Annotated in this window: 20 protein-coding genes; 10 read left to right on the top strand and 10 right to left on the bottom strand. The window is 52.6% G+C overall.

What is annotated here, in order from left to right; genetic code table 11:
* Positions 1–132: 132 nt before the first annotated feature.
* Positions 133–2,163 carry a UvrD-helicase domain-containing protein gene (locus ACO0LM_RS26530; protein WP_423041597.1) on the bottom strand — a complete coding sequence of 677 codons (2,031 nt, stop codon included), beginning with the start codon at positions 2,161–2,163 and terminating at the stop codon, positions 133–135.
* Between the two features lie 245 nt (positions 2,164–2,408).
* On the opposite strand from ACO0LM_RS26530, the gene ACO0LM_RS26535 reads away from it, so the two are divergent.
* From ACO0LM_RS26535 to ACO0LM_RS26560, 6 genes are all read left to right on the top strand, one after another.
* Positions 2,409–3,470, top strand: coding sequence for a response regulator (locus tag ACO0LM_RS26535; RefSeq protein ID WP_423041599.1), 1,062 nt, complete (start codon positions 2,409–2,411; stop codon positions 3,468–3,470).
* A complete protein-coding gene (locus ACO0LM_RS26540) occupies positions 3,463–4,257 on the top strand; it encodes a hypothetical protein (RefSeq protein ID WP_423041601.1) in 795 nt (264 codons plus the stop codon). The genes ACO0LM_RS26535 and ACO0LM_RS26540 overlap by 8 nt, the downstream gene beginning before the upstream one ends.
* A gap of 63 nt (positions 4,258–4,320) precedes the next feature.
* Positions 4,321–7,476 (top strand): response regulator, encoded by a 3,156-nt coding sequence (locus ACO0LM_RS26545; RefSeq protein ID WP_423041603.1) that lies wholly within the window; start codon positions 4,321–4,323, stop codon positions 7,474–7,476.
* 1 nt (position 7,477) lies between these two features.
* On the top strand, positions 7,478–7,843 hold the full coding sequence (locus ACO0LM_RS26550) for a response regulator (protein WP_423041605.1): 366 nt from the start codon (positions 7,478–7,480) through the stop codon (positions 7,841–7,843).
* 93 nt (positions 7,844–7,936) lie between these two features.
* Positions 7,937–8,419, top strand: coding sequence for an SRPBCC family protein (locus tag ACO0LM_RS26555; RefSeq protein ID WP_422973828.1), 483 nt, complete (start codon positions 7,937–7,939; stop codon positions 8,417–8,419).
* Between the two features lie 131 nt (positions 8,420–8,550).
* Positions 8,551–9,648 (top strand): hypothetical protein, encoded by a 1,098-nt coding sequence (locus tag ACO0LM_RS26560; RefSeq protein WP_423041607.1) that lies wholly within the window; start codon positions 8,551–8,553, stop codon positions 9,646–9,648.
* Positions 9,649–9,801: 153 nt separating this feature from the next.
* Here the strand turns inward: ACO0LM_RS26560 and ACO0LM_RS26565 are convergent, their stop codons facing one another.
* The 3 genes from ACO0LM_RS26565 to ACO0LM_RS26575 form a co-directional block, all read right to left on the bottom strand.
* On the bottom strand, positions 9,802–10,587 hold the full coding sequence (locus tag ACO0LM_RS26565) for a lysostaphin resistance A-like protein (protein WP_423041609.1): 786 nt from the start codon (positions 10,585–10,587) through the stop codon (positions 9,802–9,804).
* Positions 10,588–10,670: 83 nt separating this feature from the next.
* The gene (locus ACO0LM_RS26570) at positions 10,671–10,868 is read right to left on the bottom strand and encodes a DUF1737 domain-containing protein (protein ID WP_423041611.1); all 198 of its coding nucleotides are present in this window, start codon (positions 10,866–10,868) and stop codon (positions 10,671–10,673) included.
* Positions 10,869–10,962: 94 nt separating this feature from the next.
* A complete protein-coding gene (locus tag ACO0LM_RS26575) occupies positions 10,963–11,595 on the bottom strand; it encodes a pyridoxamine 5'-phosphate oxidase family protein (RefSeq protein WP_423041612.1) in 633 nt (210 codons plus the stop codon).
* Positions 11,596–11,935: 340 nt separating this feature from the next.
* On the opposite strand from ACO0LM_RS26575, the gene ACO0LM_RS26580 reads away from it, so the two are divergent.
* Positions 11,936–14,071 carry a S46 family peptidase gene (locus ACO0LM_RS26580; protein WP_423041614.1) on the top strand — a complete coding sequence of 712 codons (2,136 nt, stop codon included), beginning with the start codon at positions 11,936–11,938 and terminating at the stop codon, positions 14,069–14,071.
* 103 nt (positions 14,072–14,174) lie between these two features.
* On the opposite strand, the gene ACO0LM_RS26585 is transcribed toward ACO0LM_RS26580, so the two are convergent.
* Complete coding sequence (locus tag ACO0LM_RS26585) at positions 14,175–17,024, bottom strand: EAL domain-containing protein (RefSeq protein ID WP_423041616.1); 2,850 nt, start codon at positions 17,022–17,024, stop codon at positions 14,175–14,177.
* Between the two features lie 688 nt (positions 17,025–17,712).
* Here ACO0LM_RS26585 and ACO0LM_RS26590 point away from each other — a divergent pair.
* Positions 17,713–18,051 carry an energy transducer TonB gene (locus ACO0LM_RS26590; protein WP_423041618.1) on the top strand — a complete coding sequence of 113 codons (339 nt, stop codon included), beginning with the start codon at positions 17,713–17,715 and terminating at the stop codon, positions 18,049–18,051.
* An 80-nt stretch (positions 18,052–18,131) separates the two neighbouring features.
* Here ACO0LM_RS26590 and ACO0LM_RS26595 read toward each other — a convergent pair whose 3' ends face one another.
* The 3 genes from ACO0LM_RS26595 to ACO0LM_RS26605 are packed head-to-tail and all read right to left on the bottom strand — an operon-like array spanning position 18,132 to position 19,915.
* Positions 18,132–19,013 (bottom strand): AraC family transcriptional regulator, encoded by an 882-nt coding sequence (locus ACO0LM_RS26595; RefSeq protein WP_423041620.1) that lies wholly within the window; start codon positions 19,011–19,013, stop codon positions 18,132–18,134.
* 54 nt (positions 19,014–19,067) lie between these two features.
* Positions 19,068–19,367 (bottom strand): hypothetical protein, encoded by a 300-nt coding sequence (locus ACO0LM_RS26600; RefSeq protein ID WP_423041622.1) that lies wholly within the window; start codon positions 19,365–19,367, stop codon positions 19,068–19,070.
* Between the two features lie 2 nt (positions 19,368–19,369).
* Positions 19,370–19,915, bottom strand: a complete 546-nt coding sequence (locus ACO0LM_RS26605; protein WP_423041624.1) for an SRPBCC family protein — start codon at positions 19,913–19,915, stop codon at positions 19,370–19,372.
* A gap of 222 nt (positions 19,916–20,137) precedes the next feature.
* On the opposite strand from ACO0LM_RS26605, the gene ACO0LM_RS26610 reads away from it, so the two are divergent.
* Together ACO0LM_RS26610 and dbpA are read left to right on the top strand one after the other, a co-directional pair.
* Positions 20,138–21,787 (top strand): DUF4214 domain-containing protein, encoded by a 1,650-nt coding sequence (locus tag ACO0LM_RS26610; RefSeq protein WP_423041626.1) that lies wholly within the window; start codon positions 20,138–20,140, stop codon positions 21,785–21,787.
* Between the two features lie 242 nt (positions 21,788–22,029).
* Positions 22,030–23,415 (top strand): ATP-dependent RNA helicase DbpA, encoded by a 1,386-nt coding sequence (gene dbpA / locus ACO0LM_RS26615; RefSeq protein ID WP_423041628.1) that lies wholly within the window; start codon positions 22,030–22,032, stop codon positions 23,413–23,415.
* A gap of 15 nt (positions 23,416–23,430) precedes the next feature.
* On the opposite strand, the gene ACO0LM_RS26620 is transcribed toward dbpA, so the two are convergent.
* A complete protein-coding gene (locus ACO0LM_RS26620; RefSeq protein WP_423041630.1) occupies positions 23,431–24,288 on the bottom strand; it encodes an arylamine N-acetyltransferase family protein in 858 nt (285 codons plus the stop codon).
* The gene (locus ACO0LM_RS26625; protein WP_423041631.1) at positions 24,242–24,757 is read right to left on the bottom strand and encodes a flavodoxin family protein; all 516 of its coding nucleotides are present in this window, start codon (positions 24,755–24,757) and stop codon (positions 24,242–24,244) included. The genes ACO0LM_RS26620 and ACO0LM_RS26625 overlap by 47 nt, the downstream gene beginning before the upstream one ends.
* Between the last annotated feature and the right edge of the window lie 30 nt (positions 24,758–24,787).

A 24,787-nucleotide genomic window follows, 5' to 3' on the forward strand; every position in this document is an offset into this window, starting at 1 on the left:
CTTCCGCAAAAATGGCAAGCTCACAACACTTGCAACAGTGCATCATCCTTACCCGGTAAGTAATACTAACATTTTCACCTTTTTAGGGCAGCGATTTCTTACGCAATTTTACGGTGCGTTGGTTCTCCTGACTTATTCCCGTGGCTTATTCAATAGGGCCTTCAAACCTGCCAGACGTTCTTTGGGTGTCAGTACCTCGGTTTCCGTTGGCAAGGCGATACCTTCATCCAGTTTCATTTCCTTGATGAAGCGCGAGACATCGCAGTGCACCGGGGCACCGGCACGTTTGCGTTTTTTGCACCAGGTGATATGCAAGCTGCGCTGGGCACGGGTGATGCCCACATACATGAGACGACGTTCTTCTTCTATGCGGGCGGCCATGGTTTCTACCGGCGCATCAGGGTCGCCCTTGTGCGGCAAAATGCCCTCTTCCACACCGACCAGGAACACATGCGGATATTCCAGCCCCTTGGAAGCATGCAGGGTGGACATGCGCACGGCATCGGGTTCTTCATCCTTGCCTTCCATCATGGTCATCAGCGCTACCATCTGGGTCAGGTCAAGCAGGCTGCGGTGATCATCGGTGCCATCCTTGCCGCCGCTGCCCTTGGTTTTCAGCCACTGGGTAAAGTCGAGCACGTTTTGCCATTTGCCTTGGGCGGCACGGTCTTCAAAACTGTCGTAGAGATAGCCTTCGTAATTGATTTCCTTCATCAGGTCATCCAGCAATTCGGTGGCATGGCCTTCCCGGTGGGCATGGGCTTCGACCTGGTTGATAAAGCTACAGAAATTTCGTAATGGCCGTAACTGTTTGTCAGGCAACTTGGCTTCTATACCACCTTTGAAGACTGCGGCAAACAGCGAGCATTGCCATTGACCAGCAAATTCGCCCAGCACTTCGAGCGTGGCCAGGCCGACCCCACGTTTGGGGGTGGTGATGGCGCGGATAAAGGCCGGGTCATCATCTTCATTGGCGATCAGGCGCAGGTAGGCAATGATGTCCTTGATTTCGGCGCGGTCAAAGAAGCTCTGGCCGCCGGATATCGTATACGGGATGCGCTCACGCCGCAGCGCCTGTTCGATCACGCGCGCCTGGTGATTGCCGCGATACAGGATGGCGTAATCAGAATACTTGGCCTGGCGCTCGAATCTGTGGGCTGAGATCATGATGGCGACCTGCTCTGCCTCTTGTTCATCATCCTGCATGCCCAGCACCTTGACCGGATCACCCAGGCCATGTTCTGACCACAGCGATTTTTCAAACAGCTTGGGATTGTTGCCGATGACAGCATTGGCTGCCTGCAGGATGCGGGTGCTGGAACGGTAATTCTGTTCCAGCTTGATGATTTCCAGGTCAGGAAAATCGACTTGCAGGGTCTTCAGGTTTTCTATGGTGGCACCACGCCAGGCATAAATCGCCTGGTCATCATCGCCCACGGCGGTAAACATGGGTTTCTTGCCGATGCCGGTCACCAGCAGTTTGACCAGTTCATACTGGCAGGTATTGGTGTCCTGGTATTCATCCACCAGCAGATAGCGCAGGCGGCGTTGCCATTTGTCCCTGACCTGTTCATTGCTGCGAAACAATTCTACCGGCAGTCGTATCAGGTCATCAAAATCCACCGCCTGATAGGCAGACAGGGTGGCAACATAGCTGCGATAAACCCGGGCCGCGATGGCTTCATCTTCATCCTGCGCCTGTTTCAGTGCCAGTTCGGGATCGACCAGGCCATTTTTCCATAACGACATGGCCGTCTGTATGCGGCGTATCAATTGCTTGTCGGTGGTGATCGCCAGATCTTGCACCAGGGAAAAACAATCATCGCTATCCATGATGGAAAAGCGGTCTTTCAAGCCCAGGGCCTGTGCTTCCTGGCGCAGTATTTTCACCCCCAGCGAGTGAAAGGTGGATACCGTCAGTTGCTTGGCCTGCCGCGGCTCTGCCAGCAATTTACCGATGCGCTCCTGCATTTCCAGCGCGGCCTTGTTGGTAAAAGTCAGGGCGGCGATATGTCTTGGATCATAGCCATGCAGCTCAATCAGATTGACGATTTTCTGGGTAATGACGCGCGTCTTGCCCGAACCGGCCCCTGCCAGCACCAGGCAAGGACCATCCATGTAATTGACTGCATTGCGCTGGGGGGTATTCAGACCATGAGACATAACTGGCAGGCGGAGCACATCCGGAAAAACTTTCAAGTGCTATTGTAACTTGAGTGCAGGCAATTCCTGCCTTCTTCAGAGTATCAACCCGGTAGCTAGCCATGCCGGGCGATAACCCACTGACGGAAATGGCTAAAAATGGCTAACAAGGTGTTGGTAAAAAATAAGAATTTTGTTAAAAATAGTGTTAAAACTAGACAATTACACAAGCCAAGACTATTCTCAACGCAGGAGGGATGCATTTTATGAAAGAGTTAAAATCGGCTCGTATCCTTATCGTTGATGACGAAGAAAGAAACGTCAAACTATTGCAGGTGTTGTTGCAATCAGAAGGCTATGCCACGGTGTCGGCCAGCAACGGGCGCGACGCCCTGGCGATGGCGGTCAGCGCGCCGCCAGACCTGATACTGATGGATATCATGATGCCCGGCATGGATGGTTTTGAAACCGTCACCGCGCTGAAAGCCCATAGTGCGACCCAGCACGTACCTGTCATCATGCTGACTGCACTGGATGACCGCCATTCGAAACTGCGCGCCCTGGAGGCGGGAGCCGAAGAATTTCTGTCCAAGCCCATAGACCGCGCCGACCTCAATGTGCGGGTGCGTAATTTGCTCAGGCTGAAGGAATATGGTGATTTTCTGAATGACCATAACCAGTTGCTGGAACAACAGGTAAGACAGCGCACCAACCAGCTGGAAGATGCCTACCGCGAAACAGTATTTACCCTGGTGCGGGCAGCCGAACACAAGGATGAAGAAACCGGCCACCATGTGCGCCGTATCAGTTATTACTGCCAGGTGCTGGCCCGGGCGATGAATTTACCGCTGGAATTCCACGATGCCATCTTCCAGTCCAGCCCCATGCATGACATCGGCAAAATAGGCATCCCTGATCACGTACTGTTAAAACCCGGCAGTTTCACCATGGATGAATGGAATATCATGCGTACCCATTGCGCGCTGGGTGCCAGTATTTTATCCAGCGGCGGCTCTCCGTATACAGAAATGGGGGCAGAAATCGCTCTCAATCACCATGAACGCTGGGATGGCACCGGTTATCCGAATGGCTTGAAAGGCGCTGCCATTCCCATCGCTGCGCGTGTCATGCAAATCTGTGATGTGTATGATGCGCTGCGCAGCCGTCGACCTTACAAGCCGGCATTTGACCACCAGCGCAGCATGAACATCATTGCTCATGGTGATGGGCGTACTGAACCCGGTCATTTTGACCCCGCCGTGCTGTCCTGTTTCATCGCCCAGGGCGATCGCTTTGCCGCCATTTATGACCAGCATGACGATGCCTGAGCATACTCCGGGTATTCTGTTGATTGATGCCGACCCAGCCTTGCAAGCCAGGCTGGCGATCTTGCTGCATGCTTTGCCTCAGCGACTATGCATCGCCGCCGACCCCGCACAAGCCCGTCTTGTGATGGCAGAGCAGCGCATCAGCTTGCTGATTGCGGAACCGGCAGACGCCGGCGTGGCAAATTTCATGCAGGACATGCATGAAACACATGGCGATATGGTCAGCCTGATCCTGACCGGTCATCCTGAACATCCGCAAGTATTGCAGGTGCTGAATCGGGCCAGACCTTACCGCCTGTTGATCAAACCTGGTAGCGATGAAGAATTGCTGGGCACGGTCAGACAGGCACTGGAACATGCAGTACAACAACAGGAACAGCAACGTTTGCTGCGCGAATACCAGGGCATACTGGCCAATGCGGAAGGTGCCCATGCTTTCCGCGTGCTGGACGCACTCATGCATTCCATCCACAAGGATATGGCGGCAGATGCCATACATCATTTACCGGTAGGTGCATTGCTATTGGTGAATGACTGTGTCAGCCTGTCGAATGCACCGGCACGGCGGTTTTTGCAGGAGATGGATGAAACCCCGGCAGAGGCTGGTATAAGCCTGGCGCACTTGCCCGCTGCCTTGCAGGACGCGCCGCATGCCCCACGCCGTCAGCGCCTGCAACACCGCACTTCCATCAATCGCAGAATGGATTATTTTGTGCTGGAACTGACTGCCGGCACCCTGATCGCTTTCGCTCCTGAACCCAGCCTTGGACGTCCACCGGATACATAGCATTCTGTATCAGTTTCATAGCGGTCATGCAGTGACAATATCCAGTTCCACAGGAAGAACCACATGAAAAAATTCAGTACAGAATTCAGGTTGGTCACCGGTCTGGGCCTTGGCCTGATATTGCTGCTGACAGCCGGATGGCAACTGTATCGCGCATTGCAGGAATACCGCAACAATTCCTACTGGGTAGAACATACCTATCAGGTCATGGGTGCGCTGGATGACATGAAATCAGGTGTGCTGGAAATGGAAAGCGTGCAAAGACTGTATCTGATTACTGGTGATGCTTCCTTCATCGGCCAGCGCGAAGCGCAGACGACGCAGGCACAGGCTGCCATGAAAAAAATCACTGAGCTGACGGCAGACAATCCACGCCAGCAATTGCAAGGGAAAGTCCTGGCACAAAGACTGAATGAACGCCTGAACACCCTGGACCAGACCTTGCGACTGTATAAGGAAGCCGGTTTTGAAGCCGCGCGGCAAAGACTGATAGGCGGGACACCACGCATCATCATGGAAAGCCTGCTGGAACAAATCAGGCAAATGGAACAGGAAGAACAGGTATTACTCAGTCAGCGCAGCCGACAAGCCGAGCAGAGTGCAGTGCAGGCGCGCAATGTCGGCACGTTGATGGTGGTAATCACCTTGCTGGGTTGGTTCTTGCTGTGGCAACAAATCAGGATTGATGTCAAACATCGCTCGGCTGCCGAAAAAGCCGTTCACGATAGTGAATCGCTACTCAAGCAGATATTGGACATCTTGCCGGTCGGTGTGTTCATTTCAGATCGCAACGGTTTGCTGACCCAGATCAATCAGTATGGCGAAAAACTCTGGAGCGGTGCGCGTCATGTAAGCATGGATCAATATGGCGAATATGTAGGCTGGTGGCCAGATAGCGGCAAACGCATCGCGGCAAATGAATGGGCGCTGGCACGCACCCTGCAAAACGGTGAAACCATTTTGAACGAACTGGCAGACATACGCTGCTTTGATGGCAGTCGCAAAACCATTTCAAATAATACCACCCCTTTGCGTGACGACAGCGGTCGCATCGTCGGTGGTCTGGCGGTGAATGTGGATGTCACCGACTTTATCCATACTGAGCGCAAGTTAAGGGCTGCCGCCCATTATGACGACACTCTGGTACAGGCGCAAAACCTGTTTGCCACCAGCTTCGACCGTGAGAAAATTTTTTCCGGCCTGCTGGACCTGCTGGCCGAACGCCACGGTTTCGCCGTATCTGCCTTGTATGGATTTGATGAATGGAATGCCTTGTTCCGCTGTGAAGCAGGGCATGGCCTGGGCCGCGAGGTGCCACGCCAATTCGCGCTGGGCGAAGGTTTGCTGGGTCAGGCAGCCCTGAGCGGCAAAACCAATTTCCTGGATATTGGCTACCTGAAGCTGGAGGCCGGGCTGGCAGATTTCGCGCCGACCCAGGTGTTGATGGTGCCAGTCACTTATCAGGAACGCCGTATGGCGGTGCTGGTGCTAGCTGCAACCACCAGGCTGATTGACAGCGATCAGGCGTTTCTGGAAAAACTGGTGATACAGCTGGGTGTCGCCCTGCACAATCTGCGTCAGTATAACGACCTGAAATTGCTGGCTGACCGCCTGCGCATCAGCAGTGAAGAAATTGCGGCTAAAAATCAGCAACTGGAACAAGCCAGCCTGATGAAATCCGAATTCCTGGCGAATATGTCGCATGAATTGCGTACTCCCCTGAATGCCATCATCGGTTTTTCAGAAATACTCAGGGATGGCCTGATGGGAGAAATGAATGCCCGGCAAAGCGAAGGCATCAATGATATTTTCAATAGTGGCAAGCACCTGCTGAGCCTGATCAATGACATTCTTGACCTGTCCAAGATTGAGGCTGGAAAAATGAATGTGAATTTCGAAGCCGTTAGCGTCGGACCGCTGGTGCAGTCCAGCTTGCAAATCGTGCGTGAACAGGCCCTGATGCAGGGGCTGCAACTGAGTGCAGAGGTACAGGAAGACTTGGGTGAAGCCTGGCTTGATGAAGTCAAGATCAAACAGATCATCTACAACCTGTTATCGAATGCCGTCAAGTTCACGCCTGAAGGCGGCAAAGTCAGCATTGCTGCCCGCCGCGTCGATGGTGTGAAGATCGCGGGCGGACGGTATGAACATTATCTTGAAATCAGCATCAGCGATACCGGCATAGGCATGTCGGCAGAAGAACAGACGCGCCTGTTCCGGCCATTTACCCAGATAGACAGCAGCCTGGCACGCCGCCATCAGGGTACCGGACTGGGCCTGGCCCTGGTCAAGCGCATGGCAGAATTGCATGGCGGCAGCGTGACACTGCAGAGTGAACCAGACCAGGGTTCCACTTTCACGGTACTCTTGCCTTTACGTTCTGCCGCACAGGTGGAAGCGATTCTCGGCAACGCGCCCGTGCTGGTCAGCCATAGCAGTATTCCTGCCCCGGTTGCCGATACCAGCGGCACGCTGCTGGCACTGGTGATAGAAGATGATGACCAGGCCGCTGAAGTATTGCGCCTGCAACTGGAAAGCGAAGGCTTTCGCATCGTGCGGGCCAGCTCGGCAGAAAGTGCCCTGGCCCTGGCTGAACAGGAATGTCCTGACCTGATCACCCTGGATATTTTGTTGCCGGGCATGGATGGCTGGGAATTCTTGCAACGCTTTAAACAGGAAACCCGGTTTGCATCAGTACCGGTAGTGATTATTTCCATCGTGGCTGACCGTGGCCGTGGCATGTCGCTGGGGGCAGCGCAGGTCATGCAAAAACCGGTATCAAGGGAAACCATGAATGCCGCCCTGGCACAACTGGGATTTGCATCGCGCAGCAGCGGGCGGCAGTTAAGTGCGCTGATCATTGATGATGACCCCAAGGCGATACAACTCATTACAACCTACCTCGACAGTTTCGGTTACCGTACCTTGTCTGCCCTGGGTGGCCAGGAAGGTATACATACAGCCCGTCACGCCCAGCCTGACCTGATCGTACTGGATTTGATGATGCCCGAAGTCAACGGTTTTGACGTGGTTGAAGCTTTGAAAGCAGATGCCAGCACCGCCGGAATTCCCGTTATGATATTGACAGCCAAACAAATCACCACCGAAGACAAGCTACGCCTGAGCGGCGATGTTAAAAAAGTAATGGAAAAATCCGAATTCAATCATGGCCGTTTCATCGGCGAAGTCAGACGTGCCATGGCCGGCAGAGGAAAATGACATGGCACGCGTACTGATCGTGGAAGACAATCCTGTCAACATGAAACTGGCCTCCTTTCTGCTCAACAATGCCGGTCACGAGGTGTTGCAAGCCCCTGATGCAGAAGTGGGCCTGCGTTATGCAAAAGAACAGTTGCCGGACTTGATCTTGATGGATATGCAATTGCCCGGCATTGACGGCATGACAGCAGTGCGCCTGCTCAGGAATGATGCTACTACCGCGCATATCCGTATCATGGCATTGACGGCATTTTCCATGCATGGTGACAAAGAACGCTTCATGGCAGCGGGTTGCGATGCCTATATGGCAAAACCCATCCGTTACCAGCAATTCATGGATCTGGTCAACAAGGTCTTGAGCAGTTAGATTGCTGTCATCCTGGCAAGTGCTCCGACATAGAATTTGCTTACAATGCCCGGCAGGCGAGGTAAACTATGGGTTACTGAAAAAAGGTGTCCCATGAAATTTGAGCATTTGGTAGAAATCAATGATCTGAGCAATCCCATGATAGAAGTCATCACCCGCGAGCAATTGTGGCGTGGTCTGGTACTAAGGGCAGAAATGCCAAGAATGTTTGTGTCTTATCTGGACGACGCCCTGATCATGGAGCGCACCGAAGCCGGCATGACGCGTACGCTGAAGTATGGCGAGCTGGAAGTCACCGACCGTGTCAGTTTCGTGCATCTGGAACATGTGCATTACGATGTCGCAGCGCAGAAAGAAATCCCGCATTCCACCCTGCGCATGAGTATAGAAGAACCGCAGCCACAGGCGCTGTTCGTGCGTTTCAGCTATGACAATGGGCAGAGCGCACAGCACGATGCCGAAAATGATATGTATAACGAATACCGCAAATCGGCCTATCACGAAGCCGACGTAGAAACCGTACGCATCATCCGCGAGCTGGCAGAAGCCGGCAGGCTGGATGCCTTGCCGTCCTGAGTTAGCTGGCGACATCGGCAACACCGCCAATACCGTCAATCCAAATGCCGATTGACGGCAAAACTCTGGGATAATGCCGCCTTGTTCGTCTTTACTCTTCTCCGATTACCATTCTCTCTGCAAGGCTTACCATGTCCAAGCGCACTGCCACCGTGGCCACAAAAATCACCGTGCCCGCCATTCTTCCTGCGCCTTTACCGGTTCAAACCACACGCCTGAAACGCAAGCAATTTGCCAGCACGGGTGACGTACATGTACAGGGCGACGCCCTGATCACCACCCAGCTTATCGTCGGTGGTGACTGCCTGATCGATGGTGACCTGGAAGCAGAAGAAGTATTTTGCCTGGGTAAATTGACAGTAACCGGCGATATCCGCGTGCAATCGCTGTATGTTGGCCATACGCTGGATGTCGGTGGCAATATTGAAGTCGAATACCTGCTGAAAACCGGTTGCAGCGCCGACTGGATGGCACGCATGCTGGAACTGGATCAGCGCAAGGCTTTGGCGGCTGACAGTAATTTCATTCATCAACTGGTGCATCCGGCTATCCTGGCACGTCATGACCATCATGACGCCTTTGGCGGTTATGGAGATATCCAGGCACTGGGTTACCTGACCTGTGCCGACCTGGATTGCCATGGCAATGTACAACTCGACGATGTGCTGGAAGCCGGCGAAATCCAGTTTATCGGCGGACATTTGTCGGCGGCTGGTATCCATGTTGCCGGTGACTGCAATTGTCAGGGTGAATTGTTCAGCGAAACCGATGTCCAGGTAGAAGGCAGCCTGTTTGCCGCCACCGTGATTTGCCAGGGCAACCTGGAAGTGGACAGCCTGTGCAGCCAGGGCGATATCAGTACCTGGGGCAGCTTGCGCGCCACCGGCGAAATCAGCAGCCTGCGCGGTGAAATCCATTGTGGACGCTGGATCGCCACCAAGGCTACGATTTATGCGGCCAAGTACATCAAGTCGGGTGAATCCGTGATTGGTGAAAAAGGCATCAGTTGCGGCAGCGATTACGGCATCCTGGCTGGCACCACCCTGCCACGTTCACGCTGGGCGACACATGGCATGGTGTCCGCCACCAGCAAGCCACGCCTGCTGTTGTCCGGCCTGTTTGTCGAAGGCAAGAAACTGCGCCATATCGATGCACTGGAAAAGAAACGTGAAACCGAACTGGATTGGGAAGTGCAGCGTCGCCTGAAGCGCGAAATGCAGCCAGACTAAACAGCCAGGGGAAGGGCATGCGCCTTTCCCGCAGGGTCTAATCGCTTCTTCCTGTCGTTGGCAAAGCGGGCCTTAAATTCGTCACCTTAAATTCGTCACCTTAAATTCGTCACCTTAAATTCGTCACCTTAAATTCCTCACCTTAAGTTCGTCTTATGTTCGCCTTAACAGCAGCTTGTGCAACAAGCCAGCGCCAATGGCAAACAAGACGATGGCAATCACCCAGTGAGCTGGTGAGGGTTGCCAGTCTTCCCCGGATACCGACCAGCGCTCCATCAGCATGGCCAGGCTGTTATAGCTGGCGTGCAAAATGATACCCGGCCATAAGGAACGACTGCGTTCATACAGCCAGCCACACAGGCAGCCGAGCAGGAAGGCGGCAAAGAACTGGTAGATATTCAGGTGCGCAAAACCGAACAGCAAAGCCGACCCGCAGATCGCTTGCCAGCGTGAATACTGGCCCAGGAAACTGCGCAGGATAATCCCGCGAAACAGCATTTCTTCCACCACCGGGGCAATCAGGCAGGCAGTGACGATGGACGACAGGCCACTTAGCATCATCTGTTCAAAAATCTTTTGCTGCGCTGCTGGTACCGGCATCCATTGCACCAGCATTTGCTCCAGCAGCATGATCAGCAGCGACAATGCCGGCACCAGCATCAGTACCGGCACACCCAGCAAGCCAACGGTAGCACCCACCGGGGTAGGGGAGGCATGAAACAGGGATGAATACGTCATCTTTTTGTAGTGCAGCAGTACCGTAAATAACGCTGCATTGGCCAGCAGGAAAACGATGCCTATCATATGTGCAGGGTCCATGCCCACCACAGAACGCATATCGTAAAAAGCGGCGTTGATGACAAATTCCGCGCCCATCAGAAAAGCGACCAGAAAAACCGCTTCCAGCGCCGAGGGAAATTGATCGTGTTGCTGTTTCATAAATAGGAAGGGAAGATCAGAACAGGTGCTGTACCGGATGACCGGTACGTAGCAGCATTACATATCAGCATTACTTAGCAGCATTACATAGCCGACAAGTCCAGATCGGCTGAAAATTCGCCGTCCATTTCCTTGATGATGGCCTGACCGGCTATCGTGTCCTCACCATTAAAACTCAGGGTCGGTCCGCCATATAAGGTCCAGCCCTTATTCAGCGCTTCAGATACACGCAGGCAGAATGCCTTGTCGTCGGGGCCGGTCAGATAACGATAGAGTTTCATGGTGCCTGTCTTTGCTGTGGGTCCCCCATTATAGCCGCCCCCGTGCAGCCGATGCCGGGATAGCAAGCAAATACTATCCCGCACACAGTCTTCCCTAACCGGCGGCCTTCGGGTGCTGTAATTGCTGCAATTGCTGCAGTTGCTGGTGCAACAGCTGGTTTTCTTCCAGCAATTCCGCCATCATCCCCTGCACTTCTCTTTCGCTAAACTTGGGGGTGATGTGTTGCGGACAATTCCATTCGACCGCTTCTACCGTGATGATGACGGCACGCTCAACCCGGACACGGTAGGCCGGCATTGTCAGTCTGGCGATGAGCTCAGGCTCTTCATTTTCGTGGACGATACGGGCCCGGCCCCAGATTTTCATACGCCGCTGTCTGGGATAATCAATAAGAATCAGGGAAATCCTGTCATTTGCAAACAGATTGCCCACACTCAGGTATTGCGCATTGCCGGAAAAGTCGGCATAGCCTATGGTTTTGGCATCGAATACCTGCAGAAAGCCCGCCGGGCCGCCCCGGTGCTGCACATAAGGCCAGTCATTTTCAGACACCGTCGCCTGATAAAAACTGTCGCGCGCCTGCAGGAATTCAATATCACGCTCCAGCAAATGATCGCGTTTTTCATCCACCATTTCAAAACCAAGATTGTCTTCCCGGCTGCCATACAGGCTTTGTGCTGCTTTGACACTGGGTGTGAAGCTGATATCAGCAAAGGCGCGGGACATGATGGTTTCCAATCAGGTAGTTGGCGTAAAGTGAAGGTCTGGTATCTACTATGTAGCAAAGTCAGCAGGATTAGAATCCCCATCATTTATAATTCATTATTCCTTCTAGCGGAATAATGGAAATAATCTGCACTTGTCGCCGCACAAGACAGGAACTAAATTTGTAGATATGTGTCTGTAATTGACTGCTATTGTCTGGATTTTCTGCCATTTTAATAAGCAAACTGAAAATTTGACCGCAAGTCACCGTATTTCGCTGAATTTTTCTGCACACCAGCTATTTTTGTTGACGGGTACAGCTATACTGCCGCCCGTATGTTTTACCTCGTTGGAGACCAATTTGTTCAAAGTTATCGCCCTCACGCTGGCTGTTGCCGGTGCTTTTTCATCCGCCCATGCTGACGAAGGTCAGTGGCAGCCACATCAGTTACCTCAGTTAAAATCTGAACTCAAACGCATAGGCATCAGCATCCCGGCTGAAAAACTGGCGGATTTGAGCAAGCACCCACTGAATACCATGGTGTCGCTGGGCGGCTGTTCTGCTTCTTTTGTGTCAAACAGCGGTCTGGTCGTGACCAATCATCACTGCGCGTACAAGGCCATACAGAGAAATTCCACGGCAGAAAAGAATTACATCAGCGATGGTTTCCTGGCCCGTACCAAGGCCGAGGAATTACCTGCCGGACCAGATGCGCATATGTACATCACCGACAAGGTAGACAACGTCACCGAGCAGGTGTTGAAGGGATTGACGGCCACCATGTCTGGCCGTGCCCGCTATGAACAGGTGGAAAACCGCATCAAGGCCCTGATTGCTGAATGCGAACAGGACAAGGCCTATCGTTGTTCCGTACCCAGCTTCCATCGCGGACTGGAGTATTACCGCATACGCCAGATGATGATACGTGACGTCAGGCTGGTGTACGCACCCTCTGACAAGATTGGCAATTTTGGGGGTGAAGTCGATAATTTTGAATGGCCGCGTCATACCGGCGACTATTCATTTTTGCGCGCCTATGTGGGCAAGGATGGTCGTCCTGCTGACCCGTCTGCCGACAATATCCCGTATCAGTCCAAAGACTTCCTGGTGGTGTCGGCACAGGGTCTGAAAAACGGTGACCCGATCTTGCTGGCGGGTTACCCAGGACGCACCAGCCGTTATAAATTGCCGGCAGAAATACGTTTTGCGCGTGACCGCAGCTATCCGGCCAAGGTGGCTGAATCCACGGCCGATATTGCCGTCATCCAGGCCGCAAGCGCCGGTGACAAGACTGCAGAAGTACGTTACGCCAGCGTCGTCAAAGGCATCAACAACGGTTTGAAAAAAACCGAAGGCTTGCTGGCTGGCTTTGCGCGCAAAGACCTGGCCGCCATCAAGGATGGCCAGGATGCCGATTTCCGTGCCTGGTATAAACAGCATGGCGACAACAAGACTTTGCTGTCAGAACTGGATGCGGTCATCGCCAGTGACATGACGCTGTCTGAACAAGAAACGGCATGGACCATCATCCATACTGGTGAAATGCTGAAAAGTGCGCGCACGCTGTACCGCGTCGCCATCGAAAGCGAAAAACCGGATGTCGAACGTCATGCCGATTATCAACAGCGCGAATTGTCTTTTATCGCCGGACGCCTGAACCGCCTCGAACAATCTTATCTGCCCAATGTCGATCAGGCACGCTTCACGGCCGCCCTGCAACGCTATAGCAAATTGCCAGAGCATGCTCATCCGCCAGGACTGGACGCCTTGCTGCCAGCGCCGGAAAGCGTGGTCAACCTGTATCAGCAAAGCCAGTTGGGTAACACGGCCACACGATTGGGCTGGATGAGCAAGCACCGCGCTGCGTTCGACGCTGCGGACGATGCCTTCATTCGCCTGGCCATCAAGCTGCATGAAATTGATATGGCGCTGGAAAACCAGCGCAAGGAAGTAGACGGCAACCTGGAACGCATCATCCCGCAATACATGCAGGCTGTCATCGCGTGGAAGAAATCCATAGGCAAACCGGTGTATCCCGATGCCAATTCAACTTTGCGCGTCACCTATGGCACGGTGGCTCCGTACACACCACGTGATGGCATCAGCAAGGGGCCATTCACCACGGTGGAAGGCATACTGGAAAAAGATACCGGCAAAGCGCCGTTCGAAGCACCCATCAATCTGCTGGCCAGCATCAAGGACAAGCACTATGGCATATTTAAGGACAAGGTTTTGAATACCGTTCCGGTGAATTTCCTGTCGACGGCGGATACCACCGGCGGCAATTCCGGCTCTGCCGTGTTGAACAAGAATGGTGAACTGGTGGGCCTGAATTTTGATTCCACTTATGAATCGATTACCAAGGACTGGTATTTTGACAGCGCCATCACCAGGGCCATCCATGTCGATATCCGCTACATGCTGTGGGTCATGAGCGAAGTTGATCATGCCGACAATGTGCTGAAGGAAATGACGATCAGGTACCCGACGAAGTAAGCAAGTCTTCATCGTAAAAAAAACGAATCATTGAGGTGATTCGCTTTTTTTACGTCTGTCTGCTGGTGCTGGCGCCGCATGTCACGCTGCCGGCGATCAGGGTTCAGGCACCTTCCCAATGCAAGTCTTTGCCCTGGCTCCATATCGACGGCATGATGTAATTTTTTGCCCAGTCACTGACCTGCAGTGCCGGCATCGGCCGCGCCACGCCATACCCTTGTGCCAGCATGCAGCCGAGTCGCATCAGGGCGACGCCATGTTCGGCACTTTCCACCCCTTCCGCAATCACCTCACGGTTGAAGGCGCGCGCCAAGCCGATGACGGCGCTGATCACGGCCAGATCATCTTTGTCTTCAAGCATATCGCGCACAAAACTCTGGTCGATTTTTAAGGTATTGGCGGGCAAACGCTTGAGGTAAGACAGGGAAGAATAACCGGTACCGAAATCATCGAGCGCAAAACTCACACCCATTTTCTGGCTGGCCAGCATGACTTCGCGCACATGTTGAATATCCTGTATGGCGGCGGATTCGAGAATTTCTATTTCCAGCCGTTCGGGCGCGACATCCGGATAGTCAGCCAGTATTTTGCGCAGGCGCGGTAAAAAATTCTTGCTCTGGAAATGACGGGCAGCGATATTCACGCTGACTATCCATTGCTGGTGTTCACGATTCCATAGCCGCAGTTGTTCCATGGCCTGCTGCAAGACCCAGTCACCGATATCAATGATCAGATCTGTGTGTTCGACCAGAGGTAAAAATTCCAGCGGGCCGACGATGCCATGTTCCGGGTGCTGCCAGCGCAACAAAGCTTCCATGCCTGTCACATGGCCCAGGTGCATATTCACTTTGGGCTGGAAATACAGGCACAGTTCACTCTGGTGCAAAGCCTGCCTGACGCGGGCGCGCTGATTATGATGGGTGCGCAACTGCTGGTCCTGCTCGGCATCAAACAGATGGAACTGGTTACGTCCGCTCAGTTTTGCCTGGTACATGGCCTGGTCGGCACAGCGCAACAAGGTATCAGCATTGATATCATCACGCGGGTAAATCGCCACACCGATGCTGGCCGACATGCTGACCATGCGTTGCTCGATTTCATAGGGTTGTGCCAGTTCGGCCAGCAACAGGGCGAGGCTCAGTTCTACCCCGGCGACATCGGTCTGGTTGTGCAAGAGCACCACAAATTCATCGCCACCCAGCCTGGCTACGCTATTGCTGGAACCCACACTGATTTCCAGACGGCGCGCGACCTGCTGCAATAATTTGTCAGCAAATTCATGGCCGTATTTTTCATTGATGACCTGGAAATAATCGAGATCGAGCAGGCAAACAGCCAGCCAGCATTGCTGTTCACGGGCGCTGTTGATAGCCAGACTAAAACGGTCGGCCAGCGAGGCCCGGTTTTCCAGCCCGGTCAGCACGTCATGACCTGCCTGCCAGGACAGTTGCTGTATCAGTTGCCGGCGTTCACTGACATCGCGGAACACCAGTACGCAACCGGTGACGCTGCCATCTTTCTGGCGTATCGGTGCCGCCGTGTAATCCACTTCGATCTGCCTGCCACCACGCGCAGCCAGTATCTGGTTGCTGGCCTGCAGGACGTCTTCGCTGTTGCAGATATTGCTGACAAAATCACCCAATCCAACCCGGCTGACAGAGTCGGCCAGGAAAAATACATCCTGCAAGTGATACTCGCATGCCTCTTCCCGGCTCCAGCCACTGAGTTGCTGTGCCAGTTTGTTGAGCATCAGGATGCGGCCATCGACATCGGTACTGATGACGGCATCGCCAATCGAAGCCAGAGTGGTTTCCACCTTTTCGTTTTCAGCGGCCAATGCTGCCTGCGCCTGAATGCGTTCGCTGATGTCGATCATGGCACCGATGCTGCCAACCGGCTCACCATCGACATTGGTCAGGTTCGCCTGATAAAAGATGACATCCAGATGCTTGCCGGAGACATGGGCCCTGGCCTCTGTCACCCGTTTCACTGTATCGCCGGCATCATCCGGCATCAGGGGCATGCTGGATACACCAGGTACGCTCTTATCACTGAAAAGGGCAGGCATGGGCTGCCCTATGACTTCTTCGGCACTAAGTTCAAACATCAGTTCCCAGGCATGGTTCACCCGTCTGCAGATGCCATGCTGGTCCTGGAAGAATATCGGTATCGGCAAGGCATTCAGCAATTGCCAGGTGAAATGCAATTGCTCGCTATGGTCGCGCTGGCTGCGTTGTAAAGTCAGCAGCAAGGCTTGCACTTCATTTGCCATACTATTAAAGGTCAGGGCCAGGGCGCGCGCTTCTGCCGTGCCCGACACCGACATGCGTACCGCATGCTGGCCTTGCTTGAATTGCTCAGTTACGTTGGCCAGGCGGCTGATCGTTCTGGCATTCGAGCGCAGTATCAGGCTCAGCAAGAGGTAGATGGTGAAAATAATCCCCAGCGAGATTTTTGCCTGGGTAATGAACTTTTCCCAGATGTGTTCTTTTTCATACTCGGCCGTGGTGTCAAGCCGCAGCATGGCAGCATCCCCATTGGCCAGTCTGACTTCATTGGCAACAGTTTCCTCAGGCAAGGACAACACATTATTGAACCAGGCCGGCACCGCAGCACGCTGGAGTTGCGGATCTTGCCCGACAAACTGCTGCTTGCCATAACTCCAGATAATACGGGTAATGATGGTGCTGGAACGTACTTCCTGATCCAGTAAGGTGTGTATGCCCTTACTATCACCTTGCGCCGACAATGCACTCAATACCGGGATCAGGTAATGAAAAGAATGCCGCAGCTCTGCCTCTGACCTTTGGCGGGCATCCAGGGTTTCTGCATCCAGCAGCAGGTAGTAGCGCAAACCACTGACGGCAAATATCAAGAAAAAGAGCGGTACAAATAGCCGGGTATAGATTCCTCGCTGCTGCCAACGCTGTAAAAAATCTTGTAGTGTTTGCACAAATTCAACAAATTTCAGTGAAATAAAGCATTTTGGTTAACAAAGCACAAAGCAAGGTGAACTGGTCATCACGTATTCACTATTACACTGAGGGCAATTCTAACCTGAAGATGATTCTCGTTACTGCGAAAAAATTGATTTGAGGCAAATATGCTTGAAGACAACGGCTTGTCATACAAGTACACAACAGTATGGGAAGGTTTTGATTACCTTCACGTTATGAATGCGCATCAACAATGAATTTCAGAAACGTTCAAATTGCCGGTCAGCAATTGAATTGGTAAGCATAGAGCAGGCTAAATATTAATAAAAACCCAATCTTCTCATATGCCCATGAAAAAAAATACTGCACTTGCAGCATTTGCTTACAAATTTTCTAAATATATTTTCATGCCATCTGGTGCCGTTTTTTGCACCAGCATGACCAGAAAGATGCGAGATTCGCCCACTTTACAGGCTTTTTGCTCAAGCAAACGATTTTTTGAGAAGGTAACGATGAGATAAGCGCACCAAATTGATGCAACGCAGCAATTATACTTTTTGGAAATAATGCCTATACGAATTATTGATTTTTTAGCTGCGTTGGCACGACGTATAGTGCAAACACCTGCTCGATTTGGTGGCAGTCAAATGCCCCAGGGGCAACAGCAAATTCATCGATAGCTTTCATTATTTTCAGGAGTTTATTATGTCCTCACATTTCCGCCTCTATGCAATAGTATCCACACTGGCTTTTGCTTTGGTCACCGCACCGGCATTCGCCGTAGAAGTCCGTAACCCATTTGCTGAATCCGGTTGCGAAGCTCCATCTTATGATCAACGTGCCTTGACTGACGAGCAAGAAGGCCTAGTCAAGATCAGCTACGTGGTGGATAAACAAGGTTCCGTTGTTGATGCAAAAATCGTTGCTTCCAGCGGTTTCCGCAAACTCGATAAAGCATCCCTGCAGGCACTGAAAGCATGCCGCTTCCAGACTGGCGCTGCACAAGGCTGGAACGACCTTGCGTTTGCCTGGACATTGAAATAATTGTCTGCTGGCTAGCGCAAGCCATTGCTGACTTGCGCTAGTCCCATGCTTTTGGGCGTGTTAACCCAGGTCAACACGCCTTAATTCAAAGGCAAAAATATATCTATCCTCATCTGATGTTCCGGTACATCCGGGTAAAAACTCAGGCGTTGCAAAAACAGCGGAAAGTCGCGCAAGCTGGCACCACTTTGTGGTAACCACTGTCCGTATAAAAACCGTATGCTGGCACCCAGCAAGGCATCTGATCCTGTATGCCGCAATACGGCACAAGACCCTTCCGGTATGATTTTATTGACGATGCCGGCAGCATTCTCTTCTACTGGCGTTTGTACCGCCGCCCCCAAGTCGAAACGGTATTGACTGGGAATACAATTTTCCAGATCATCATAAATCAGGTTGAAGGTTGCGCTGACGCTTGGCGGCAATTTGTTTTGTCTGCGCCAGGCAATGAATTTCTGAATGCTGCTATTCAGCAGCGCGGGGTCGCCGCGATGTTCCAATACGGCGATGCTGGTTGCGGGGAAGGTGATGATTTTCACATCATCAAGCTGGTGCTGGGCTGACATATGCTGTTCTCTCATGTGGTGTAGGGATAAGTAGCTGTTCTGCCAGGCGGTCCACTGTGACTGTTTTCTGAAATGCGCAGGACTGTGCCCCAGGCTTTTCTTGAACGCGCGAGAAAATGCCTCGCTACTTTCATATCCGCTTTCAAGAGCAATATCGATGACCTGACGGTGCTGGCGAAAAGCCAGTACATGCGCGGCCTTCTTCAGGCGCAACAATTGCACATACTTGATCACCGCTATACCAAAGTAATCAGAAAACTGTCGGTGAAAATGAAATTTTGAGAATGCAGCGACTGCGCTCAATGACTCTACCGACAAGTCTTGTTCCAGATGCTGGTCGATGTAATGCAAGACCTTCAGCATTCTGGTTTGATACGCCACATCCCTGATATTCACTGTGCTTCCCCCTGACAGATCACAGCTTACGCAAGCACCATCGCGCGAGCATGATCAGTCTTGCTCATTTTTGTGGTGGCGCAGCCGCTCTACCAGGGCGTTTTCGCACAGTTTGAATAGCACGTAAGCGATCATGGCACCGCAAGAGGTGGCCAGCAATTCCAGCAACTGCTGCAGGCCACCTTCCATCAGCCCTATCCAGCCGTTGTCCAGCAGGTAGTCGGCATTGGCACTGAACAGGTGTATCAGGTCGAAAGACAATTTGCCAAACACCAGAAAACTGACTGTCAGCAAGACAAAGCAGGCTACGCTGTGATCACAGAGCCAGGCATACAATTTACGTTGCCTGACCATGTTTATTTTCCGGCAGCCGACGTCGACGATTTCTCGGCAATTGCTTTCAGGCTCTGCAAGCCTTCATCAAATTTGCCCCCCACCATCTTGTCCATATTAAAAAACACGCCCATCAGCTTGGACATAAAATTGCTGGGGCCAAACATGGCGTGGCTGACCACGGTCTTGCCAGCCTGGTTTTCCAGCTTGAATTCTATGGTGTTCTGGGCCGCAAAAGGTTTATAGAAATTGATTTGCAGGCGCAGATAATCATGTGGCCGGGTTTCCAGAATTTCCATGCGCCCTTCGCCCAGTTGCTTATTCCCCTGCCAGGCATACACCGCCCCGGGGCCACTGTCATTACCGCTATAACTGCGCTGGACCTGAGGATCGGCTTTTTCCCATGGCGACCAGGCTTCCCACGCGTGGAAATCATTTATCAAGGGGAAAATCTGTTCACTGGCGGCATTGATTTCCAGTGAGCGCTCAACCCGGAAAGCATCTGGCAAAGACGCGATGTACAGCAGAAAGGCAATGAGCAAAAGCACAACTATGGCAAGTATTATCATGAGCTGACTCCGGGTTAAGAAACAAGTGCTGAGCTTAAAACGACAATGACATTATTACCAGTTGCATCCTGCGAAAACCACATATCTGTATTTTTAGCGCAGAAACCTTAATCAAATTACCACAATCTTCATAATAATCGGTTTTTTCCCCGTTACAATAAGCAACATTACAGCGATCTGTTTTTGATCCCAGGGTTCAACCACTTTTTATTTTTAAGCGACATGCCTACCCCATACAACACCGTACCCACAACCAACGTACCACTAACCGGTGTTATTTTGATCGATGCGCTGCTTGCAGGTGCCAAATGGGGTACCGGGCTGCAAACGGGAATTTCGCTCGCCTACAGTTTTCCATGGTCAACCGGCGATTCCTATTTTTTTGGTCACAATGGATCCAGCACATATTCGACGACCGATGAACCGAATGCAAGCTCCCACGCAGCATTAAACACAGTACAGCAACAGTCAGCGAAAACCGCCATGCAGGCCTGGTCTGACGTCGCCAATATTCAGTTCACCCAGGTAGCAGATAACAGTGGCTCTGCCGGTGATATCCGTATTGCCCTGACTTCTGCCACCGATAAAACCAGCACCGGCAAAACGGCGTGGGGATGGGCATATAACCCGACCAGTTTTTATCCGGAGGGCGGCGATATCTGGATTTCCACCTCCACCACAAACCAGGATACGGACTGGACTGTGGGTTCCTATAATTACCAGGCCATCTTGCATGAATTGGGTCATGCGTTGGGTCTGAAGCACCCGTTTGAAGATGGTGTCATCATGCCGACCGCATTCGATACGCGGCAATTCACCATCATGTCGTATACCAAGCAGGCGAACGACCTGTTCCGTACCATTACCTATGGCACGAATGGCAAACCGATTTTTACATACCAGAATATCGTGCCAGAAACGCCGATGGTTGCCGACATCGCCGCCATGCAAGACATGTATGGCGCCAACACGACTTACAAAACCGGAAATGATGTCTACACCTTTGAAACCGACAAGCCTTTCCTGAAAACGCTATGGGATGCAGGTGGCAATGATACGATTTCGGTTGCCAATTTCACCCTGGCCTGCAAGATTGACCTGACGCCGGGTAATTATTCCGACATACGCATGGTGTCTGCCCCTACCCCCGCCGGTTTCACCGGGGGAACGGTACCCACCTATAATGGTATAGCTAACCTGGGTATCGCCTACCAGGCCTTTATAGAAAATGCCATAGGCGGTGCCGGTGACGACACCCTGATAGGCAATTCCATCAGCAATACCTTTACCGGCAACGCTGGCAATGACACGATTGACGGTGGTCTTGGCCTGGATACGGCAATTTATAACGGCCTGCACACCAACTACACAGTAACTGCGGTGAGCAATACCGCCTTCATCAAGGCAAAAAGCGGCACCGACGGTGCCGACAATCTGATCAACGTGGAGCGCCTGCAATTCAGCGATGAAAACATTGCCCTGGATATCACCGGCACCGCCGGCCAGGCATATCGCCTGTACCAAGCCGCCTTTGACCGCAAGCCGGACATGCTGGGTCTGGGTTACTGGATCGCCGACATGGACAAGGGATCCGGCCTGACTACGGTGGCGGCTGGCTTCATGCAATCGGCGGAATTCCAGAAGCTATATGGCAGCAAGCCTTCCAATACCACCCTGGTCACGAATTTTTACCAGAATGTATTGCACCGTGCGCCGGATCAATCCGGCTTCAATTACTGGCTGGATCAGCTCAATACCAACAAGATCACGGCGGCCGGTGCACTCGCCAGTTTTTGCGAAAGTACCGAAAACCAGGCGCTGGTCATCGGTGCCATACAGAACGGCATAGAATATCTGCTGTGGCACGCCTGATGTTGGGGCCGCATAAAAGGCCGCAACACTGCTGCACTACCAGCTTATCTGCAAGGTAAAAACAGGCCCGCAATGCGGGCCTTGTTGTTATTGCCATAGATGCTTGTTGCATAAAGCTTTCCCACCACGACGCCCGCTTCACCTACAATGGCGGCATATCCTGCGCTACTGTCGTCGGCTCGCCATGGTCCTGCCATTGGCGGGCAAGCACAACCGCCACTCCTATTTTTGAAATTATTCCCATGTCTGCATCTACCGCCTTTAGTTCGCTATCCCTGTCCGCCCCCCTGCTCAGTAATCTGGAAAGTCTGGGCTACAAGGAAATGACCCCCATACAGGCCGCCAGCCTGCCCGTCATCCTGCAACTGCAGGATTTGATTGCCCAGGCCAAAACCGGCAGTGGCAAGACCGCGGCCTTTGGCCTGGGCATACTGGCAAAACTCAATCCTACCTATTTTGCAGTACAGGGCCTGGTGATCTGCCCGACACGAGAACTGGCAGACCAGGTGGCGAATGAATTACGCCGTCTGGCCAGGGCCATAGAAAACGTCAAGATCATCACCCTTTGCGGCGGTACCGCCATGCGCCCGCAAATCGCTTCGCTGGAACACGGCGCACACATCGTGGTCGGTACGCCGGGGCGGCTGATAGACCATATCAGCCGCGGCACCATCAACCTGAAAACTGTCCAGACCCTGGTACTGGATGAAGCCGACCGCATGGTGGACATGGGCTTTTACGATGATATCTATAACATTGTCGAAGCCACTTCTCCACGCCGGCAAACCCTGCTGTTTTCCGCCACCTATCCGGATAATATCCGCAAGGCCAGCGAACAGTTATTGCGGGAACCAGTGGAAATCAAGGTTGAATCGCAACATGCGGCCAATCATATCGAACAACTGTTTTACCTGGTAACGCCGGAAGAACGCAACGCTGCTGTCGCGCAGTTGCTCCATCATTATCAACCGGCATCCGCCATTGCTTTTTGCAATACCAAGATTCATTGCCGCGAACTGACAGAAGAATTGCATGCACGTGGCATCAGCGCCCTGGCCCTGCATGGTGACCTGGAACAGCGCGACCGCGATGAAGTGCTGATCCGTTTTGCCAACCAGAGTTGTTCAGTGCTGGTGGCCACCGATGTCGCCGCCCGTGGCCTGGATATACAAACCCTGGGTGCCGTCATCAACGTCGATGTATCCAAGGATACCGAAGTGCATATCCACCGCATAGGCCGCACGGGCCGCGCCGGTGAAAAAGGCCTGGCGCTGAGCCTGGCGACGCCGGGTGAAAAGAAATGGGTGAAGCTGATAGAAGAATATCAGGGTGAAGCTGTCGCTTGGGCAGATATTCATGAACTACAGAATCAGGATGCACAGCACCTGGAAGCACCGATGATGACCGTCTGCATCATGGGTGGTAAAAAAGACAAACTGCGCCCCGGTGATCTGCTGGGTGCACTGACCGCAGACCTGGGCTTGAAGAAAGAACAGGTAGGCAAAATCAATGTGTCCGAATTTATCACCTATGTAGCGCTTGACCGCCATGTCGCCGTCAAAACCGTGGACCGCCTGAGCCGCACGAATATCAAGGGCAGACAATTCAAGATGCGCATCATCGACTAAGCGTAGTCAGTCAACTCAGACCGGGTGGCGTGCCATCAGTTTTTGTATGTCGGCATCGGCAGTCAGGTGGATACCAAAATGCTGCTGCAACAGGGCGCGGTATTCATTCTCGTCACGCATACTGTGCACCTGTCTGACCCCACGCTCGGTGCTGATGCATTTGTTGTTGGAGATGCTGATGCGCCCCTGCGGTGTGGCTATCGAGCAAATGGTTTTTTGCGTGAAGTGCGATAGGGGTGAAGTCTGCTGATACAGGCACATGGCCGCAAAATCATCGATCTCGAAAGCCTGCAAGGAAAAGTGGAATTGCGGCTGCATGCTCTTGTTATCCCTGCCCTGCATCAGTTTGAAGCAAGCCGTAGTTGGCTCAAGCCCCGGCTCGGGCTGCACCTGATACTGCATGCCAAGTTCAGTGATGGGCTGGCCATTCATAGTGAGCGGCGTACGGAAGCTATCCCCAAAACCGACATCGGCAATCCAGCCTTGTCCATCCAGCTGCACCTGTATCAGCATATGATCAAAATCTGGCCCATAGTCTTTGCCATTGAATACGCGCGCAGCAATCAAGCTGGTCTGGAAACCGAAAGACTGCAGCAATAGCCTGAATGCCTGGTTCAATTCATAGCAAAAACCACCACGCCGCTGCTGCAACAGCTTATCCAGCAAAGCCGGTGTAGATAAATCCAGCTTGTGACCCAGGCTGATATCCAGGTTTTCAAACGGGATGTGCTGCAAGTGGGCGACATGCAAAGCGGTCAACACGTCCAGCGTTGCCACACGCGGACCGGTATACGCGATTCTGTCCAGGTAAGTCTGTATTTGTGCTTCATCCAGCATGCAGCCTCCGGCAAAAATCGTTGATGGCTTTTGCATGCTGCTCAAGAATAAAATCCTCATCGCAACTGGCATACAGCATGCCTTCGTACTGCATGCCCAGATAGGCAAAGCTGAGTTTGAACATCTGCTCGAAGCAGTCTGCCGGTATCTCATCCGACCCCGTGCTGAGAACAGCCGCCCGCTTGCTGCGCAATTGACGACCCAGCGGCTTGTCGATTTTCAGCAGATCAGACAACCTGTCCATGAATATCTTCATGCTGCCACTGGGGGCATACCAATAGATCGGGCTGGCCAGGATGATGCGTTCATAGGTCAGGACTTCGCGAATCAGGCCAGGGAAATCATCATCCTGGTTATGGAAGGTGTAATCAAAGGGCTTGATCTGATAGCGGCTGAGATCCACCAGGCTGGCCTGCAATTTATCAGCCAGCGCTTGCGCCAGATGATAAGTGTTGCCCGGGTTGCGTGCGCTGCCGAGCAGGATGACGGTACGTGGTTCTGACATCGGAATAAACGGAAGCCAAAGAAGCCCTGA

The organism is Undibacterium sp. Di26W (assembly GCF_049340265.1).
Lineage (GTDB): Bacteria > Pseudomonadota > Gammaproteobacteria > Burkholderiales > Burkholderiaceae_D > Undibacterium.